A 17,192-nucleotide genomic window follows, 5' to 3' on the forward strand; every position below is an offset into this window, starting at 1 on the left:
GTAGATTGTGGGGCCCGGTTTGTCGCGCAACGGACAAATCCGCACGGTCCTGCACGTGCTTCTGTACGACAAGCGACAAGCGATGCGAAGAGGGGGAAGGCAGGCACTGTCCGGCCTGGGCAGGGGCCCGTGGCGAACGGATTCGGTGAGCGGGGAGGGGAGAAGCCGGCCATCCATTGCCGGAGGTTCTCGTCAGATCTTGCGCATGTGGATGTTGAGGGTCTGGATGCGGTAGGCGATCTGCCGCGGCGTCATGCCCAGCAGTCGCGCGGCCTTGGCCTGCACCCAGCCGGCCTGTTCGAGGGCGGCGATCACCCGTTCGCGGTCGTCGAGGTTCTCGTCGGCCAGGTTGACCTCGGGCAGCGGGGCGGCGAGCGGCGGGCTCTCGTTGTCGACTCCGGTCAGCGAGACCACGTCGCGGGTGATGGTGCCGTCCTCGCTCATGATCGCCGAGCGCTCCAGGCAGTTCTCCAGTTCGCGCACGTTGCCCGGCCAGCGGTGGCTCATCAGCAGGCGGATGGCGCTGTCGGTGACGGTCAGCGGGCGGCCCTGCTGGCGGCCGATCTTGGTGAGGAGGAATTCCGCCAGCTCGGGAATGTCGGCGGTGCGCTCGCGCAGCGGCGGGATGCGGATGGCCATGACGTTCAGCCGGTAGTAGAGGTCCTCGCGGAACTTGCCCTTCTCCACCTCGCTTTCCAGGTCGCGGTTGGTGGCGGCGACGATGCGCACGTTGACCCGCACCGTCTGGTTGCCGCCGACCCGCTCGAACTCGCCCTCCTGCAGCACGCGCAGCAGCTTGGCCTGGAACATCGGCGAGATCTCGCCGATCTCGTCGAGGAACAGGGTGCCGCCGTCGGCCTGTTCGAAGCGTCCCTTGCGCTGCTTCACCGCGCCGGTGAAGGCGCCCTTCTCGTGGCCGAAGAGTTCGGACTCGAGCAGGGTTTCCGGCAGCGCGGCGCAGTTCAGGCGCACGAACGGGCGGTGCGCGCGCGGCGAGTTGTAGTGGATGGCGCTGGCGATCAGCTCCTTGCCGGTGCCGGACTCGCCGAGGACCAGCACGGTGCTGTTCCACTTGGCGACCCGGCGGATCTGGTCGAACACCCGGCGCATGGTGGGGGTGTGGCCCACCACCATGTTCTCGAAGCCGTACTTGCCGCGCACCTCGCGGCGCAGCTCGTCGCGCTCGTCGGCGGCCTCGCGGCCGTCCTCGATGTTCACCACCAGGCGCACGGTCTGCGCCAGCAGGTTGGCGACAATCTCCAGAAAGCGCGTGCGCGCGGGCATCTGCTCGTCGGCACGGCAGTCCGGCTGGGCCGCCAGCACGCCGATGGTGTTGCCCTCGGGGTTCTTGATCGGCACGGCGATGAACGGCATTTCCAGGTCGTACAGCGCCAGCCGGTCGAGAAAGCGCGGGTCGGCGGAGATGCGCCCGAGGACCACGCTGTTGCCGTGCTTGAGCACGTTGCCGATCACGCCTTCGCCGCTTCGGTAGCGCACGCCTTCGCAGGCCTGGGCCACCGCTTCCGAGTCGGTGTGGATGGCGCCGATCTGCAGGGCGCTGTGCTCCGGATCGGAAATGGTCACCAGGCCGTGCAGCAGGCCGAGGTCGTTGTGCAGCACGGCGAGGACCTGATCGAGCAGCTCGTCGATCTGCTGCTCCCGGCTGAGGGTACGGGCGATGCTCGCCAGGGCCTGCAATTGGAGGTCATAGAGTTCGACCTGGGTCTGTTTGGCCGAGCGCTGAGGGATGGGTGCATTCATGGGCATTCCCTGTCGCTGTTCAAGTGGAGGCCGAGAAGGGCAGCTCGACGACGATCCGGCAGCCCTCGCGATAGGCAGTGTCTACGTGCACCATGCCGGCATGCTTGGCGACGATGTCCTGGACCACCGGCAGGCCCATGCCGCGCCCGACGCGATGCGGCGGCTTGGTGCTGAAGAACGGCTCGAACACCTTGAGCACCAGCTCGGGTGGAATGCCCGGGCCGCTGTCGGTGATCTCCATGCGCACCAGATGATTCTCCACGCGGGTGCTGATGAACAGCTCGCGGCGGCTGACCTGGTTCTGGCTCATCGACTCGATGGCGTTCTCGACCAGGTGCTTGATCATGCTGCGCAGGCTGCTTTCTCCGCCCATCACCCAGGGCAGGCGCAGCGCCGGCTGCCAGTCGATGACGATGCCCTGCGCCAGCAGCTGGTCGGTGCACAGGGTGATCACCTCGCGGATCAGCTGGTTGAGGTTGACCGGCATCTTGGCCTCGGCCATGCGCACCGGAATGGAGCCACTGAGGTTGTCCAGTGCCTCCATGCCGGCCTCGCTGGCCTCGCGCATGGCGCTCAGCACCGGATCGTTGCCGGCCCGGTCGCCGAGGCGCCGCTCGAGCATGCGCATTGCCGCGCTGATCAGGTTGACCGGGCCCTGCAGGCGGTGGATGGCGGCGTTGAAGGTCTCGCGCATGCCCTCCAGCAGTTCCTCCTCGGCCATCAGCGCCTTCAGCGCGTTGAGCCGCGAGTCCTGCTGCTTCTGGCGCAGCTCGGAGATGTCGTTGATGGTCAGCAGCAGGTAGCGCTCCTCGGTGGGGGTGAAGAACACGTGGGCCTGCTCGTCCTCGATGTGGATGGCCCGGCCGTGGCAGGACAGCCAGCGCGGCGAGCGGCCGCCCAGGTCGAAGGAGATCTCCTTGCCGGAGAAGGCGGTGCCCTGGTTCTCCAGCTTCTCGAAGGGCGTGGCGAGGTTTTCCCGCAGCAGCGCCACCAGGCTCTCGCTGGCGCCATCCTCGACCAGGTCGCGGGCCAGGCGGCAGAAGCTCGGGTTGGACAGCACCACCCGGTGCTGGCGGTCGAGCACCACCATTGCCGCCGGGGCGGCGTTGACCACCGCCTCGATCATCAGGCGCTGGTTGTTGACGCGCTGTTCCAGCTCGTGCAGCTCGCTGGTGTCGCGGTGCATGCCCAGGTAGTAGATGGTTTCGCCGGCCTCGTTGAGCACCGGTGCCACGGTCAGTTCGGCCAGGTACAGGCTCTGGTCCTTGCGCCGGTTGACCAGCACGCCGGACCACGGCTTCTTCTGCGCCATCCGGCCCCACAGGGCCTGGTAGACCAGGCGCGGCGTGGTGCCGTTGGAGAGGATCGATTCGTTCTTGCCGAGCACTTCCTCGCTGTCGTAGCCGGTGATGGTGCGGAAGGCGCGGTTGGCGTAAAGGATGTTGGCCTTGAGGTCGGTGATGGAGATGGCGATGGGCGCATGCTCCACCGTCTGGCGGAATATCTCGGGGAGCAGCTCGTCGCTCTCGGCATGAGGCGCTTGCGGCTCGTTGCTCAGGGTCGGGTTGGCCGGGGTCATGCTGTGCCTCGTCTATCCGGGGAAACCGGCGGGCGCGAGATGCGCGTCCGCCGGAGTGGCGCGTTGGGCCTGAAAAAAGTTAGCAAATCCTGTGCCGCACCTTGAATGTCCGGGCGCGCCGAATGGCTCGGAAAAGCCGCGGAACAATGAATTTCCGGGTGGCTGCTCCCTAGCTGTGCGAAAGCGCACAAGCCGGGCGGCAGGCTCAATAACGAGCTGTCACAAACCTTACAAAACCGGGTGCGCCGGGTGGATAGGCGGTCGGCGCAGCGAAGCTCTTTATTGATTTAGGTCAAGTTTTTGAGGGGTTGCAAGGTGCGTCTGTGTAAATTTTGAGCGCTGGCATGCTTGATGCAAAAAGTCTTCGGCAAAAGAGTGCGCCCGACAAAGGTGCATCCAAGGTTCAGCCGAGTAGGTGAGGTCGCTTATGGATTACGTTTTGTTTCTCTTAGGCACCGTGTTGGTTCACAACGTGGTGCTGGTGGGCTTTCTGGGCCTGTGTCCGTTCATGGGCGTGTCGAGCAAGCTCGATCCGTCGATCGGCCTGGCCGTGGCCACCACCCTGGTCATGGGCCTCGGTGGTGCCAGCAGCTGGCTGCTCGAGCACTACGTGCTGCTGCCGCTGGGCATCGGCTTCATCCGCATCCTCGCCTACATCGTGGTCATCGCCGGCATGGTGCAGTTGATCGAGATGATCATCCGCAAGGTCAGCCCGCCGCTGTACCGCTCGCTGGGCATCTACCTGCCGCTGATCACCACCAACTGCGCCGTGCTCGGCGTACCGCTGCTCAGCGTGCGCGAGGGCCACGACCTGACCATGGCCGTGCTGTTCGGCCTGGGCTCGGGCCTGGGCTTCTCGCTGATCATGGTCATCTTCGCCGGCCTGCGCGAGCGCCTGGCCCTGGCCAACGTGCCGGCCGCCTTTTCCGGCCCGCCGATCGCCTTCGTCACCGCCGGCCTGTTGGCGCTGGCCTTCATGGGCTTCGGCGGCCTGATCTGATTCTGACACTGGACGGCCGGCGCGACCGGCGACGAGAGGAGGGCAATTTATGATAGAGGCAACTCTGGCTCTGACTGTGATGGGCTTACTCCTGGGCTTCGGCCTTGGCCTGGCGGCCCGCAAGTTCGCGGTCAGCGACGAAAACCCCCTGATCAAGGAAGTCAGCGACCTGATGCCGGGCAGCCAGTGCGGGCAGTGCGGCTTCCCCGGCTGCGGTGCTGCCGCCGTGGCGATCGTCGAGGGCAATGCTGCGGTCACCTGCTGCCCGCCCGGCGGCGTGGGTCTGGCCGAGAAGCTGGCCGAGATGCTCGGCGTGAGTCTGGATGCCAGCCAGATGGCCGCCCCCATGATGGCGCGGGTGGAAGCCTCGCAGTGCATCGGCTGCACTCGCTGCTACCGTGCCTGCCCCACCGACGCCATCGTCGGCGCCAGCGGGCAGGTCCACGTGGTGCTGGAGGATGCCTGCACCGGTTGTGGCAAGTGCCGCGACGCCTGTCCGGAAGACTGCGTCATCCTGACCCCGCAGGAGCAGACCCTGGACACCTGGCGCTGGAACAAGCCTGCCGCCGCCTGAGTCGATTACGGAGCCTTCGCATGCACTTCAATCTTTCCAGTATCCGTGGCGGCGTCCATCCGGCCGCCCACAAGGATCTCTCGGCCGCGCTGCCCATCGGCAGCCTGCCGCTGCCACCGCGTCTCTACCTGCCGCTGCGCCAACATGCCGGGGCCGAAGCCCTGCCGATGGTCAAGGTCGGCGACACGGTGCTCAAGGGCCAGTTGCTGGCCTTCCCGCCGACGGAGGTCTCCGCACCGGTACACGCACCCACCTCGGGGCGCATCGTCGCCATCGGGCCGATTGCCGCACCGCACCCGTCCGGGCTGACCACCACCGGCATCACCCTGGAAAGCGACGGTGAGGATCGCTGGATCGATCTGGCGGTGTCCGGCGATCCGTTCGCCGAGGACCCGCTGGTGCTCGCCGACCGCGTCGCCCAGGCCGGCATCGTCGGTCTCGGCGGGGCAATCTTCCCGGCGGCGGTCAAGCTCAAGCAGGGCACCCGCCACGAGATCAAGACCGTGGTGGTCAACGGCAGCGAATGCGAGCCCTACCTGACCTGCGACGACCGCATCATGCGCGAGCGCGCCGCGGAAATCGTCGACGGCGCCCGGCTGATCCAGCACATCCTGCGTGCCTACAGCGTGGTCATCGCCATCGAGGACAACAAGCCCGAGGCCCTGGCCGCGATGCGTGCCGCCGCCGAGCACTTCGGCGCCATCGAGGTGCTGGCGGTGCCGGCGCTCTATCCCATGGGCTCGGCCAAGCAGCTGATCCAGGCGGTCACCGGCCGCGAAGTGCCGGCCGGCGGGCGCAGTACCGACGTCGGCGTGCTGGTGCACAACGCCGGTACCGTGTACGCCATCCAGCAGGCGCTGCGTTATGGCCGCCCGCTGATCTCGCGGGTGGTCACGGTGTCCGGCGCCTGCGTGAAGACCCCGCAGAACCTCGACGTGCTGATCGGCACCCCGGTGCAGGCGCTCATCGACGCCTGCGGCGGCCTGACCGGCACCCCCCAGCAACTGCTGCTCGGCGGGCCGATGATGGGCGCGGTGCTGCCCTCCACCCAGGTGCCGGTGATCAAGGGCGCCACCGGCCTGCTGGCGCTGGCCCAGCACGAGCTGCCGAACAAGGACCCGGCGCCCTGCATCCGCTGCGCGAGCTGCGTGGACGCCTGCCCGATGGGTCTGACCCCGCTGGACATGGCCCTGTACGCCCGCGCCGACGACTACGACAGCGCCAACGAATACGGCCTGCGCGACTGCATCCTCTGCGGCTGCTGCTCCTACGTCTGCCCTTCGCACATCCCGCTGGTGCAGTACTTCCAGTACGCCAAGGGCCAGCAGGACGAACGTCGCAGCGCCTCCCGCAAGAGCGACTACATCAAGCGCCAGACCGAGGCCCGCGCCGCGCGTCTGGCAGAAGAAGAGGCCGCCAAGGCCGCCGCCAAGGCCGCCAAGGAAGCCGCCAAGGCAGCCAAGGCCGCCAAGACCAAGGCCGCCAAGCCGAGCAATGAGGTAGAGTCATGAGTACCATCAGCGTCGCGGCGGGGCCATTCGCCCACGACCGCTCCTCGGTCAACCGCATCATGCTGGACGTGTGTCTGGCGCTCACCCCGGCCACCCTGTTCGGCCTGGTGATGTTCGGCTGGCCGGCAATCAACCTGTGGCTGGTCACCTGCGCCAGCGCGCTGGCCGTCGAGGCGGCCTGTCTGCACCTGCTCGGCCAGCCCATGCGCCGTCTGCTCGATGGCTCGGCCCTGCTCACCGGCTGGCTGCTGGCGATCTCCCTGCCGCCGTGGGCGCCCTGGTGGATCGGCGTCGGCGGCAGCCTGTTCGCCGTCGGCATCGGCAAGCAGCTGTACGGCGGCATCGGCCAGAACCCCTTCAACCCGGCCATGCTGGCGCGCGTCGCCCTGCTGATCGCCTTCCCGCTGCAGATGACCACCTGGGCGCTGCCGCATCCGCTGTTCTCGAGCTCGGCTCCGGGCTTCATCGACAGCCTGGCGATCACCTTCGCCGGCGCTCCGCTGGCCGATGGCATGGTCGGCGCCACCGCGCTGGGCAACCTGAAGACCGAACTGACCCTCAACCGCACCGCCCAGGACATCCTTGGCGAAAGCTTCAACGTGATCTCCGCGCTGTTCGGCAGCACGCCCGGCAGCCTCGGCGAGACCTCGGAGCTGCTGCTGCTGGTCGGCGGCGTCTGGCTGGTGCTGCGGCGCATCATCCACTGGGAAATCCCGGTCGCCATGCTGGCGAGCGTGTTCGCGATGGCGAGCATCGCCTACCTGATCAATCCGGATCGCTATGCCGGCGGGCTCTATCACCTGACCTCCGGCGGCCTGATCCTGTGCGCCTTCTTCATCGCCACCGACCCGGTGACCTCGCCGATCAGCCGCGTCGGCCGGCTGATCTTCGGCGTCGGCTGCGGCGTGCTGATCTACGTGATCCGCACCTGGGGCAGCTTCCCCGAAGCGGCCGCCTTCGCGGTGCTCTTCATGAACGCGCTGACCCCGCTGATCGACCGTTACTGGCGGCCGCGCGCCTACGGCCGCAACGTCCGGGGCAAGCCGCTGGTCGCGGCCAAGTGGACCAGCCAGGTTAAAGAGGTGGACAAGGTATGAACGATACGACGATGACTCCGGCCGAGGAGGCCGCCGCGTCCGCCGAGGCGGTCGCAGGCAAGCCCACGCTCCTCGAGCGCCTGGAAAAGTGGCGCCCGATGGTGGCCTACCAGGGCCTGTCGCTGGGGCTGATCTGCGCCGTGGTGGCCCTGCTCCTGCTGATCGGCAACGCCATGACCCAGGGCACCATCGCCGACCAGCAGATGGCTGACCGGCTGGCCACGCTGCGCGAGGTGCTGCCCCAGTCGCTGTACGACAACAACCCGCTGGCCGACGGCTTCAAGGTGCAGGATGCGGAACTCGGCGAAGTCGAGGTGTTCCCGGCGCGCCTGCAGGGCAAGCTCACCGCGGTGGTCTTCCAGGGCAGCAACATCGGCTACGGCGGTCCCATCAGCCAGATGATGGCCGTCGATGCCCAGGGCAAGATTCTCGGCGTTCGGGTGCTGGCCCACAAGGAAACCCCCGGCCTGGCCGACAAGATCGAGGCCTCGCGCAGCGACTGGATCAAGGTCTTCGACGGCCTGTCGCTGGACAACACTGCGCTGGACAAGTGGAAGGTGAAGAAGGATGGCGGCCAGTTCGACCAGTTCGCCGGCGCCACCATCACCCCGCGTGCCGTGGTCAAGACCGTGCTGCAGGGCCTGCAGTTCCAGACCCGGCATGCCGGGCAGCTGAAAGCCGAGTAAGAGGAGCCCAACCATGAGTGAATGTGCAGCACCCGCCGCCGGCGCACCTGAAAAGAAGAAAGTGCCGTGGCACTATTTCACCTCGGCCCTGTGGGATTACAACGTCGCCCTGGTGCAGATGCTCGCGCTCTGCCCGGCGCTGGCAGTGACCACCACCGCCACCAACGGCCTGGGCATGGGCCTGGCCACCACCCTGGTGCTGATTCTGACCAACGGGCTCATCTCCTCGATGCGCCACACCATCTCCCCCGAGGTACGCAACCCGGTGATGATCGGCGTGATCGCCGGCGTGGTGACCCTGATCGACATGGCGATGAACGCCTGGATGCACGAGCTGTACAAGGTGCTCGGCCTGTTCATCGCGCTGATCGTGACCAACTGCGCGGTGCTCGGTCGTGCCGAATCCTTCAGTACCAAGAACCCGGTGCTGCCCTCGATTCTCGACGGCGCCGGCATGGGCCTCGGCTTCACCGCCGTGCTGGTGGTGATCGGCGGCATCCGCGAGATCCTCGGCAGCGGCACCCTGTTCTCCCAGGCGTCCTCGCTGCTCGGCCCGTACTTCAAGTGGATGGAAATCACCGTGATCCCCGACTTCCAGGGCATCCTGCTGGCCATCCTGCCGCCGGGCGCCTTCATCGTGCTGGGCTTCCTGCTGGCCGCCAAGCGGGTGATCGACCGCAAGCGCGCCGAACGCCGGCAGCAGACCCACGGCGAACTGATCGTCCTGCAGTAACCGGCCGAGGAGTGATAGCGAAATGAGAGTTTCAGTGGTATACGCAGATCCGGCCAAGCCCCTTCAGCTCAGCTGCAAGGTCGAGGACGGCTGCAGCGTGGAGCAGGCGATCGAGCAGTCCGGCGTACTGCGCTGCTGCCCGGACATCGACCTGAAGAAGCAGAAGGTCGGGGTATTCGGCAAGTTCGTTAAGTTGGACAGTCCGCTCAAGGATGGCGACCGCGTCGAGATCTACCAGCGCATCACGAAGGTGGACGAAGACGATGACGACGATGATGACGATTGAGTTCAGTCGCCCAGGAGGCCGCTTATGGTAACCCCCGTGAACATGAGTCGCGAAACCGCGCTGCGCATCGCCCTGGCTGCCAGGGCTCTGCCCGGTACCACGGTCGGCCAGTTGCTGGAGATCCTGCACCAGCAGATCGACGGTCCGCTGACCGAGGAGAGCCTGCAGGGCGTGAGCGTCACCGACCTGAAGATCGGCCTGGCCGGCTCCGAGGAGGATGTCGACATGCTCGACACTCCGATGACGGCGCTGAAGGATGCGGTGCGCATCCTCTGGGGCGAGGCCGAGGTCGACAGCCTGCCCCACCCGGTGAAGCTGGAGCGCATGCCGGAAGGCTCGATCCGCGTGGCCATCGCCTCCAACAACGGCGAGCAGCTGGACGGGCACTTCGGTTCCTGCCTGCGCTTTCTCGTCTATCAGGTGAGCGCCAGGGAGGCCGCGCTGATCGACATCCGCTCCACCCTGGACGTGGCGCTGGCCGAGGACAAGAACGCCTGGCGCGTCGAGCAGATCCAGGACTGCCAGGTGCTCTACGTGGTGTCCATCGGCGGACCGGCGGCGGCCAAGGTGGTCCGCGCCGGCATCCATCCGCTGAAGAAGCCCAAGGGCTGCGCGGCGCAGGAGGCGGTTGCCGAGCTGCAGTCGGTCATGGCCGGCTCGCCGCCGCCGTGGCTGGCCAAGCTGGTCGGCGTCGGCGCCGAGGAGCGCGTGCGCTTCGCCGTGTCCGACGAGGATGAGGAGGCGGCCAGGGCATGAGCGAAGAGCGCCGACTGATTGCCGTGGCGGTCGACCGCCAGGGCCGCGTGGCCGACCATGCCGGGCGTGCCCAGCGCTGGGAGGTGTTCGACGTCTGGCCGGGCCAGGCGCCGGTGAACATCTATGCCATCGAGCTGGCGGAGAAGGCTGTCCTGCACCACTGGCACGTCACCGAGTACCCCGAGCGCCATCCGCTGCATGTCGTGGACCTGGCCATCGCCGCGACCGCCGGCGAGGGCGTCATCCGCCGCCTCGGCGAGCGCGGGGTGAGCCTGCTCACCACCGGCGAGAGCGACCCGGAACTGGCGGTCAAGGCCTTCCTGGCCGGCGACCTGCCGCCCGGCAAGCCCCACGATGAGCACTCCTGCGGCGGGGAAGGGCACCAGCACTAGCCGTTGCCCTCCGAGGGAGCGGCGGCCACGCCGCTCCCTGCCGCAAACCTTCCTCCACGATTTTCATATTCCCGTCCAGCGGAGCGGCCGGCCCCGGCTGGGCCGTGTCGAAAGCACTCTTCCCGAAGACGAGCCCTGTTCGCCATGGCGAGCGGCGCAGGTGCGCGCGGTGGTAGAGTTCCAGGACTCGCGAACCGCCAGGAGCAAGCCCGATGTCCTGCCCACAGGTCTGCAGCACCGCGACCCTCAAGTGCAGTTTCGGCGTGGCGCCGTCGATGCTGAACGTGTTGCCGGTCAACCGCACGCTGACCGCGAACCTGCCGGCGGCGAACCTTTCCGACCATATTCCGCTGCTCAACATCCTGCCCTTCGGCCTGTGCCAGAGCATGGCCAACCCCACGGTGGCGGCGGCGACCGCCGCGGCACTCGGTGCCCTGACGCCGATGCCCTGCGTGCCGGCCACGGCCACGCCCTGGATTCCGGGCGGAGCGCCCACCGTGCTGCTGGGCAATATCCCGGCGCTGGATGCCAACGGCACGCTGATGTGCACCTGGGGCGGGGTGATCACAATCGTCGCGCCGGGCCAGGTGCAGATGCTGATTCCCTGATCAGGCCTCGCCAGGCTCCTTCCAGCGCCGCCACCACCAGCGCAGGCGCGAGAGCGGTTTGCCCTGCTCGTCCAGCGGGCGGCCGTCCGCCGCGTACATCCGCGCCGGCTCCAGAAGCAGGCCCTGGCGATAGCGGGCGCTCTGCGCCAGCTGGCCGTTGGCGTGGAAGCGCCGGTACGGCCCCTCGCGCACACCGTCCCGGTAGTGCTCGATTTCCGCCGGGCTGCCGTCGGCGAAGTAATTGATCGCCTCGCCGTGCAGCAGCCCGTGGCGGTAGGTGGCCTTGCGCTGCAGCCAGCCTTCGGGGGCATGGAAGGTGGCGATGCCGTGCAGCCTGCCCTGCAGGTAGGGCATCTGCGCGGCGGGCTTGCCGTTGGGATGGAAGAGCGCCAGCGGGCCCTGCAGTTCGCCCTGGCGGTAGCTCAGGCTGGCCTGTGGCCGGCCCGCCGCTTCGATCCGCAACAGCCCGTCGAGGCGGCCGTCGAGGAGGGTACCGGCGAGACGGCTGTCGCCGCGGGTCAGGTCGAGCTTGCCGGATGGCGCCATGGCATGTTCCTCAATTGACCTTGACCAGGCCGCCCTTGATGGTCAGCAGGCCGCCGCCGTCCACCGTCTGCTCGGCACCGGCCTTGTTGGTCATGCTGATGCCGGCGTCGTTGACCAGGGTGGTGCCGGCCTTGTTGTCCAGCGAGGTGCCGGCCTGGTTGGTGAAGGAAGTGCCGGCCTTCTGGGTGATCGAGGTGCCGGCCTGCTGGGTCAGCGACACGTCGCTCTTGGCGGTGAAGTCGCCGCCGCTCTGCAGGGTCAGGGTGCCGCTCACCTTGATGGTCAGGTTGCCGTTCACCGTCAGGCTGTAGTCGCCGGTCACCGTGTGGCTGTAGTCGCCGCCGGTACTGTGCGTCTGGTCGCTGCCGACCTTCACCGTGCGGGTGTCCTTGACGTCCAGGGTGTCGCTGCCGGTCTGCAGGGTGACGGTGCGGTTGCCCTTTTCCAGGGTGACGGTCTCGTCGCCGTCCTTCACCGTGCGGGTGCGGGCGTTTTGCACGGTCAGCGTCTCGTCGTGGCCGACAGTGGCGCTGCTGTCGTTGAGCACGTTGATCTTCAGGTCCTTCTGCGCCTGCAGGAAGACTTCCTCGGCATCCTTCTTGTCCTCGAAACGCAGCTCGTTGAAGCCGCCGCCGCCTTTGGACGAATTGCTCTTGATCCCGGACTGGGTCTGGTTGGCCGGCAGCGCGTAGGGCAGGGCGTTGTCGCCGTTGTAGACGCAGCCGGTGACCAGCGGCCGGTCCGGATCGCCGTCGATGAAGGTGACGATCACCTCCTGGCCGATGCGCGGAACGAACTGCATGCCGAAGTTCTTGCCGCTCCACGGCAATACCACGCGCACCCAGCAGGAGCTGGTCTCGTCGTTCTGGCCCGCGCGGTCCCAGGGGAACTGGATCTTGATCCGGCCGTACTGGTCGGTCCAGATCTCCTCGCCGGCCTTGCCCACCACTACGGCGGTCTGGGTGTGCATGCGCGGCTTGGGCGTCACGCGCGGCGGCCGGTAGTTGGTGCTCTTCGGGATCGCCTCGAAGCGGTTGCGGTAGTGCTGGTGACTGACCTCGTGGCTGACGCGAGTCACCACCCACTCGATGTTGGCGCTGTCATCGTCGTGCCCGCTCAAAGTGAAGCTGTGCCCCGGCACCAACCACCGGCAATCGCTCTCGCCGACGAAGCGCAGCTCCTGGCTGCGCAGCGCATCCACCCGCAGTTTGCCCAGAGCATCGCCGCGGGCCTTGGCGGTGTAGCCACCGGGGTGCTCGTAGACCATCCTAGCGCCGGCCTCTGCCTGGGCCTGGCCATAGAGCGAGGTGGTCGGCGTGGTGAACTCATAGTCGGTGGCGCGGTAGGTGCCGGACACGGCTTGTCGGCACAACTGCCCGGAGCGGATGCCGTGCAGCTCGCGTTCGCCCAGGTGTTGGCCGAGATACTTGATGGTGCTGGCATTCGGACAGGGCGGGAAGGCGTCATTGCTGTCGCCCAGCACCAGCGTATGCTTGCCGGCCTCGTGGGTGAAGAACCAGAAGATGCCCTCTTCCTCCAGCAGCCTGGAGACGAAGGCGAAGTCGCTCTCGCCGTACTGCACGCAATACTCGCGGGGCGTGTAGCTGCCGGTCAGCTTCAGCTCGTAATCGCTGAAACTGTGCTCGTCGAAGATGCTGGTGACGATGTCGCTGGTCGCGAGGCTCTGGAACACCCGATTATTGCTGGCCAGGGTCAGCCACCAGAGCCAGGGACGCAGCAGCAGCTGATAGCGCTCGGCGCTGGCATCGCCGGGCAATTGGCGGATCTCCGCGCACAGGGCATCGATCGGACGCTCGCTGTCATCGTTATGCAAGGTGGCGGTCAGATGCGAAACCACCGCATCGGCCAGGGTCAAGGCCGTGACGCTGTAACCGTGCAGGGTCAGACTGCCGAGACTGTTCAACGCCTCCTCGCCGGAGAGGCTTGCCGGATAGAGGTCGGCCAGCGCCGTGGCGGTGAGGGAGAGGCTGGTGGTGGTGTCGGTGGGGCGGGTCATTGCCTATCACTCGACATCATTTGCAGGCTCCAACATCGATCTTCAACGGTATAGGCGGGGGCGGCATAAAGATAGGTCCTGCGTGTGGCTCAAACTGCCATGAAGTTATGGCGCGCCATGGCACCAAGCTTTGCCCTTAAGCTGGCCAGCAGTTGGGTCAGTTGCGGAGTGATGCCTTTGTCGAAATAGGGCTGCCGCCAGTTAAGGTAGTCCAGCACCTCGGCCACACCAATTCCATTATCGCGGAACACGTTGGTGGTCGATGCGTAATCGAACATATCAACCTCGAACAGGTAGGCATTCTGTTCGGTATTGGGCCGGCCTACCCGTTCGTTGTAGGCATGCCCATATTCATGCCAGAGCACTCCGCAGCGGCGCGATAATGGCCAGCCGAAGATACTCTCGCTGGCGATGATGCAGGTCCCCCGATTGATGCGGTCATGAGGAATATGCTCGGCGCTGTTTGCCTGCGCATAACTCTGCATTTCCGTCCGCCAATTGCCGACGGCGATCTGCATCTGGTTGTTGCGCACATAGATGGCTGGATTGCCGCCGCGCAGGGCAGATATCCCGCTCAGCGGCGCAATAAAGACCTGCACGGTAGAGAGGTCGACGTTCTTGGCATTGCGAATACAATTGAGCATCCACCGGGTATTTGCGGTCGCTTCATGGTAGGTCGCCTGGGTGATCATGATGGCTCTCTCTGTCTTTGAACTGAGGACTGGTTCATTCGAACTAGGCATCGAGGGTGAATAGCGCCATAGTTCATGAAGGTCAGCGGGTGCAGCGGGTCGGTATATACAATTGGATCGCCGTAGATAAAGCTGTAATTGGCAGCAGCCTGACGCAGAGTTCTGGTGGGGCGCCCTTTGGTAGGGACGAAAATTGGTTCGTCATAAGCGCGCCACAGGTCCCGGGAAATTAACTCCAAGGTATAAGCTGCCGCGTCAGGATCGGATAAATACTCCGCTATCGGACCGTAAGTCATGTCGACATGGCCGAGGATATTCCGAGCTGCGTGCAGGCCATCTCCTGAGGCTGTTTCAATGCCCACCTTTTCATGCTCCTGATAGGGTATATTGCAGCCGGATTCCTCTGTGCCGGTTCTCACTCCAATACCCACTCCGCCAACTTGCCCGCCACTTCCGCCATCAATAAATTCTCGATATCCCGTACTCCCGCCGAGCTGCACTTGGCCAGTACCGCCTTGACGAGGCTGGGGTCGAAGTCGAATTGTTTGCCGGTGGCGGCCTTATAGCGATTCCGCAATTTTTCCAGTTTGGCCCGGACTATGTTTTCCAGGGTGGCGTCGTCCAGGTTGCGGTAAGGCACCACGGTCATGCGAGCGAGAAAGGCCGGGCGGAAGCTGCCCAACAACACATGACGCAGTTGGGCATTGAAGGTGTCGCTGCCAATCTGTGCGGCCGGGGTGTCGAGAACGAGTTCGGCGCCGACGTTGCTGGTGGCGAGGATCACGGTGTTCTTGAAGTCCACCACCAGACCGGTGCCGTCCTCCATAACGCCCTTGTCGAACACGTTGTAGAAGGCTTCCAGCACGTCGGGGTGGGCCTTTTCGATCTCGTCGAGCAGCACCACCGAATAAGGGCGGCGGCGCACGGCCTCGGTGAGCACGCCGCCGCTGCCGTAGCCGACGTAGCCGGGCGGGGCGCCCTTGAGCTGGCTGACGGTGTGGGCTTCCTGGTACTCGGAGAGGTTGATGCTGATGAGGTTGCGCTCGCCGCCGTACAGGGCGTCGGCCAGGGCGTAGGCGGTTTCGGTCTTGCCGACGCCGGTGGGGCCGAGCAGGAGGAACACGCCGACCGGCTTCTGCGGGTCGGTGAGGCCGGCGCGGTAGGCCTGGATGCGCTGGGCGATGGTGTCCAGGGCGGCATCCTGGCCCATCACCCGCTGCGCCATGCGCTGGCCGAGGGTGCGCACGGCATGGGCCTCGTCGGCGAGCATCTTGCCGACCGGGATGCCGGTCCAGCCGGCGATCACCGCGGCCACGGCCTTGGAGTCCACCTGCTCGGGGACCAGCGGGTCGTCCTGGCGGATGGCTTCCAGGCCGGCCTCCAGGCGCAGCAGCTCGGCGGCCAGGTGGTCGATGCGTCCGTCCAGCTCCTCGTCGGGGTTGCTGGCGTCGGCACCGTCGCTCAGGGCGAGCAGTTCCCGGCGCGCCTCCAGCAGGGCGCGCACGGCCTCGCGCTCTTCCTGCCAGCGGCCTTCCAGTTCGCGGATCGCCATGATGTTGCCGGCCGATTCGTCCTCCAGGGCGGTGATGCGCTCGCGGTGGTCGAGGCCGGTGGCCTGTTCGCGGCGCAGGCGGTCGAGTTCCTCCTTCAGCGCCTGCTGGCGATGGCGAAGGCTCTCCAGAGGCGGCGGCACGTCGTGCTGGCCGAGGGCGACGCGGGCGCAGGCGGTGTCCAGCACGCTGATCGCCTTGTCCGGCAGCTGCCGTCCGGAGATGTAGCGGTGCGACAGTTTCACCGCGTCCTGGATGGCCGCGTCCAGCACCTGCACGCCGTGGTGCTGTTCCAGCTTGGCGGCGACGCCGCGCAGCATCTCCACGGCGGTGGCCTCGTCCGGCTCCTCGACCTGTACCAGCTGGAAGCGCCGGGCCAGGGCCGGGTCCTTCTCGAAGTACTTCTTGTATTCCAGCCAGGTGGTGGCGGCGAGGGTGCGCAGCTCGCCGCGCGCCAGGGCCGGCTTGAGCAGGTTGGCGGCGTCGCTGCCGCCCTCGGCGGCGCCGGCGCCGATCAGGGTGTGGGCCTCGTCGATGAACAGGATCACCGGCCGTTCGGCGTTGCGCACCGCGTCGATCACGCCCTTCAGGCGCTGCTCGAACTCGCCCTTGACCCCCGCGCCGGCCTGCAGCAGGCCGAGGTCGAGGACGCGCACGTCGACGTTCTGCAAGGGCGGCGGCACGTCGCCGGCGGCGATGCGCAGGGCCAGGCCCTCGACCACCGCGGTCTTGCCGACGCCGGGGGCGCCGACCAGGATCGGGTTGTTCTGCCGGCGGCGCAGCAGGATGTCGATGCTCTGGCGGATTTCCCCGTCGCGGCCGACGATCGGGTCGATGCGCCCGGCGCGGGCGTCGGCGGTCAGGTCCTGGGTGTACTGGGCGAGGAAGCCGTCCTCCGCCGGTGCGTTGGCCTGGCCCTGCGGCGGGCGGGCCGGTCGTTCGCGCGAGGTCTGGGTCCACTCGGCGAGGTGGCTGCGCAGGGCTTCGCGCGGGATGCGCAGCAGCGAGGAGGCGCTGTTCAACAGCAGGCTGCGGCGCTCCTCGCGGTCGAGCAGGGCGAGCAGCAGCAGGCCGGAACGGATGCTCGGCTGGTTCTGCAGGCTGGCGTGGACCACGGCATCCTCCAGAAGGCCGATGAGGTTCGGCGAGAGCGCCGGGGTGCGGGTGCTGCCGGCCTTGAACAGCTCCAGGGCGCGGTTGATCTCGCCGGCCACGGCATCGCGTTCCAGGCCGAAGCGCGGCAGCACCCAGGCCAGGTCGCCGCCCTCGATGTCCAGCAGCTCCAGCAGGAGGTGCTCGATCTCGACGTAATGGTGGGTGCGCTGCAGGCAGCGCTGGGCGGCGCGTTCCAGGGCGCGGCGGCAGTCGCCGTCGAGCCGTCCGATCAGGGTGCCCAGTTCCATG

17 protein-coding genes are annotated in these 17,192 nt (G+C 66.8%); 10 read left to right on the forward strand and 7 right to left on the reverse strand.

Annotation, left to right across the window (positions count from 1 at the left end; genetic code table 11):
- Positions 1–192: 192 nt before the first annotated feature.
- A complete protein-coding gene (gene nifA / locus EV691_RS05440; protein WP_039806978.1) occupies positions 193–1,761 on the reverse strand; it encodes a nif-specific transcriptional activator NifA in 1,569 nt (522 codons plus the stop codon).
- 19 nt (positions 1,762–1,780) lie between these two features.
- Positions 1,781–3,340, reverse strand: coding sequence for a nitrogen fixation negative regulator NifL (gene nifL / locus EV691_RS05445; protein WP_131254601.1), 1,560 nt, complete (start codon positions 3,338–3,340; stop codon positions 1,781–1,783).
- A 427-nt stretch (positions 3,341–3,767) separates the two neighbouring features.
- Here nifL and rsxA point away from each other — a divergent pair, with 427 nt between their 5' ends.
- The 10 genes from rsxA (at position 3,768) to EV691_RS05495 (ending at position 10,983) form a co-directional block, all read left to right on the forward strand.
- Entirely contained in the window at positions 3,768–4,340 is a 573-nt protein-coding gene (gene rsxA, locus EV691_RS05450; protein WP_131300643.1) for an electron transport complex subunit RsxA, read from the forward strand.
- Between the two features lie 49 nt (positions 4,341–4,389).
- Positions 4,390–4,914, forward strand: coding sequence for an RnfABCDGE type electron transport complex subunit B (locus tag EV691_RS05455; protein ID WP_089169633.1), 525 nt, complete (start codon positions 4,390–4,392; stop codon positions 4,912–4,914).
- Positions 4,915–4,934: 20 nt separating this feature from the next.
- A complete protein-coding gene (gene rsxC, locus EV691_RS05460) occupies positions 4,935–6,425 on the forward strand; it encodes an electron transport complex subunit RsxC (RefSeq protein ID WP_131300645.1) in 1,491 nt (496 codons plus the stop codon).
- Positions 6,422–7,522, forward strand: coding sequence for an RnfABCDGE type electron transport complex subunit D (locus EV691_RS05465; RefSeq protein ID WP_131300647.1), 1,101 nt, complete (start codon positions 6,422–6,424; stop codon positions 7,520–7,522). The genes rsxC and EV691_RS05465 overlap by 4 nt, the downstream gene beginning before the upstream one ends.
- Positions 7,519–8,208, forward strand: a complete 690-nt coding sequence (rsxG, locus tag EV691_RS05470) for an electron transport complex subunit RsxG (RefSeq protein ID WP_131254598.1) — start codon at positions 7,519–7,521, stop codon at positions 8,206–8,208. Before EV691_RS05465 ends, rsxG begins: the two co-directional genes overlap by 4 nt.
- A gap of 13 nt (positions 8,209–8,221) precedes the next feature.
- The gene (locus tag EV691_RS05475) at positions 8,222–8,941 is read left to right on the forward strand and encodes an electron transport complex subunit E (protein WP_131300649.1); all 720 of its coding nucleotides are present in this window, start codon (positions 8,222–8,224) and stop codon (positions 8,939–8,941) included.
- A 22-nt stretch (positions 8,942–8,963) separates the two neighbouring features.
- Positions 8,964–9,227 (forward strand): RnfH family protein, encoded by a 264-nt coding sequence (locus EV691_RS05480; RefSeq protein WP_089169628.1) that lies wholly within the window; start codon positions 8,964–8,966, stop codon positions 9,225–9,227.
- A gap of 24 nt (positions 9,228–9,251) precedes the next feature.
- The gene (locus EV691_RS05485) at positions 9,252–9,983 is read left to right on the forward strand and encodes a dinitrogenase iron-molybdenum cofactor biosynthesis protein (protein ID WP_089169627.1); all 732 of its coding nucleotides are present in this window, start codon (positions 9,252–9,254) and stop codon (positions 9,981–9,983) included.
- Entirely contained in the window at positions 9,980–10,375 is a 396-nt protein-coding gene (locus EV691_RS05490; RefSeq protein ID WP_039806959.1) for a NifB/NifX family molybdenum-iron cluster-binding protein, read from the forward strand. Before EV691_RS05485 ends, EV691_RS05490 begins: the two co-directional genes overlap by 4 nt.
- 212 nt (positions 10,376–10,587) lie before the next feature.
- A complete protein-coding gene (locus tag EV691_RS05495) occupies positions 10,588–10,983 on the forward strand; it encodes a DUF4280 domain-containing protein (RefSeq protein ID WP_131254597.1) in 396 nt (131 codons plus the stop codon).
- On the opposite strand, the gene EV691_RS05500 is transcribed toward EV691_RS05495, so the two are convergent.
- From EV691_RS05500 to tssH, 5 genes are all read right to left on the reverse strand, one after another.
- Entirely contained in the window at positions 10,984–11,529 is a 546-nt protein-coding gene (locus EV691_RS05500; RefSeq protein ID WP_131300651.1) for a toxin-antitoxin system YwqK family antitoxin, read from the reverse strand. It lies immediately after the preceding gene.
- A gap of 10 nt (positions 11,530–11,539) precedes the next feature.
- Positions 11,540–13,546 (reverse strand): type VI secretion system tip protein TssI/VgrG, encoded by a 2,007-nt coding sequence (tssI, locus tag EV691_RS05505; protein ID WP_131300653.1) that lies wholly within the window; start codon positions 13,544–13,546, stop codon positions 11,540–11,542.
- 89 nt (positions 13,547–13,635) lie between these two features.
- Positions 13,636–14,238 carry a hypothetical protein gene (locus EV691_RS05510; RefSeq protein ID WP_131254594.1) on the reverse strand — a complete coding sequence of 201 codons (603 nt, stop codon included), beginning with the start codon at positions 14,236–14,238 and terminating at the stop codon, positions 13,636–13,638.
- Positions 14,235–14,600: a hypothetical protein gene (locus tag EV691_RS05515; protein WP_131254593.1), complete on the reverse strand. Its 366-nt coding sequence runs from the start codon at positions 14,598–14,600 to the stop codon at positions 14,235–14,237. The genes EV691_RS05510 and EV691_RS05515 overlap by 4 nt, the downstream gene beginning before the upstream one ends.
- Positions 14,601–14,653: 53 nt before the next feature.
- Complete coding sequence (tssH, locus tag EV691_RS05520) at positions 14,654–17,191, reverse strand: type VI secretion system ATPase TssH (RefSeq protein WP_131300888.1); 2,538 nt, start codon at positions 17,189–17,191, stop codon at positions 14,654–14,656.
- Position 17,192 lies beyond the last annotated feature (1 nt).

This window comes from Azotobacter chroococcum (assembly GCF_004339665.1).
In the GTDB taxonomy this organism is placed as follows: Bacteria; Pseudomonadota; Gammaproteobacteria; order Pseudomonadales; family Pseudomonadaceae; genus Azotobacter; species Azotobacter chroococcum.

What these genes read in the sequence shown, in the direction of transcription:
- nifA (WP_039806978.1), bottom strand. Translation starts at nt 1,761, where the DNA reads ATGAATGCACCCATCCCTCAGCGCTCGGCCAAACAGACCCAGGTCGAA.
- nifL (WP_131254601.1), bottom strand. Translation starts at nt 3,340, where the DNA reads ATGACCCCGGCCAACCCGACCCTGAGCAACGAGCCGCAAGCGCCTCAT.
- rsxA (WP_131300643.1), top strand. Translation starts at nt 3,768, where the DNA reads ATGGATTACGTTTTGTTTCTCTTAGGCACCGTGTTGGTTCACAACGTG.
- EV691_RS05455 (WP_089169633.1), top strand. Translation starts at nt 4,390, where the DNA reads ATGATAGAGGCAACTCTGGCTCTGACTGTGATGGGCTTACTCCTGGGC.
- rsxC (WP_131300645.1), top strand. Translation starts at nt 4,935, where the DNA reads ATGCACTTCAATCTTTCCAGTATCCGTGGCGGCGTCCATCCGGCCGCC.
- EV691_RS05465 (WP_131300647.1), top strand. Translation starts at nt 6,422, where the DNA reads ATGAGTACCATCAGCGTCGCGGCGGGGCCATTCGCCCACGACCGCTCC.
- rsxG (WP_131254598.1), top strand. Translation starts at nt 7,519, where the DNA reads ATGAACGATACGACGATGACTCCGGCCGAGGAGGCCGCCGCGTCCGCC.
- EV691_RS05475 (WP_131300649.1), top strand. Translation starts at nt 8,222, where the DNA reads ATGAGTGAATGTGCAGCACCCGCCGCCGGCGCACCTGAAAAGAAGAAA.
- EV691_RS05480 (WP_089169628.1), top strand. Translation starts at nt 8,964, where the DNA reads ATGAGAGTTTCAGTGGTATACGCAGATCCGGCCAAGCCCCTTCAGCTC.
- EV691_RS05485 (WP_089169627.1), top strand. Translation starts at nt 9,252, where the DNA reads ATGGTAACCCCCGTGAACATGAGTCGCGAAACCGCGCTGCGCATCGCC.
- EV691_RS05490 (WP_039806959.1), top strand. Translation starts at nt 9,980, where the DNA reads ATGAGCGAAGAGCGCCGACTGATTGCCGTGGCGGTCGACCGCCAGGGC.
- EV691_RS05495 (WP_131254597.1), top strand. Translation starts at nt 10,588, where the DNA reads ATGTCCTGCCCACAGGTCTGCAGCACCGCGACCCTCAAGTGCAGTTTC.
- EV691_RS05500 (WP_131300651.1), bottom strand. Translation starts at nt 11,529, where the DNA reads ATGGCGCCATCCGGCAAGCTCGACCTGACCCGCGGCGACAGCCGTCTC.
- tssI (WP_131300653.1), bottom strand. Translation starts at nt 13,546, where the DNA reads ATGACCCGCCCCACCGACACCACCACCAGCCTCTCCCTCACCGCCACG.
- EV691_RS05510 (WP_131254594.1), bottom strand. Translation starts at nt 14,238, where the DNA reads ATGATCACCCAGGCGACCTACCATGAAGCGACCGCAAATACCCGGTGG.
- tssH (WP_131300888.1), bottom strand. Translation starts at nt 17,191, where the DNA reads ATGGAACTGGGCACCCTGATCGGACGGCTCGACGGCGACTGCCGCCGC.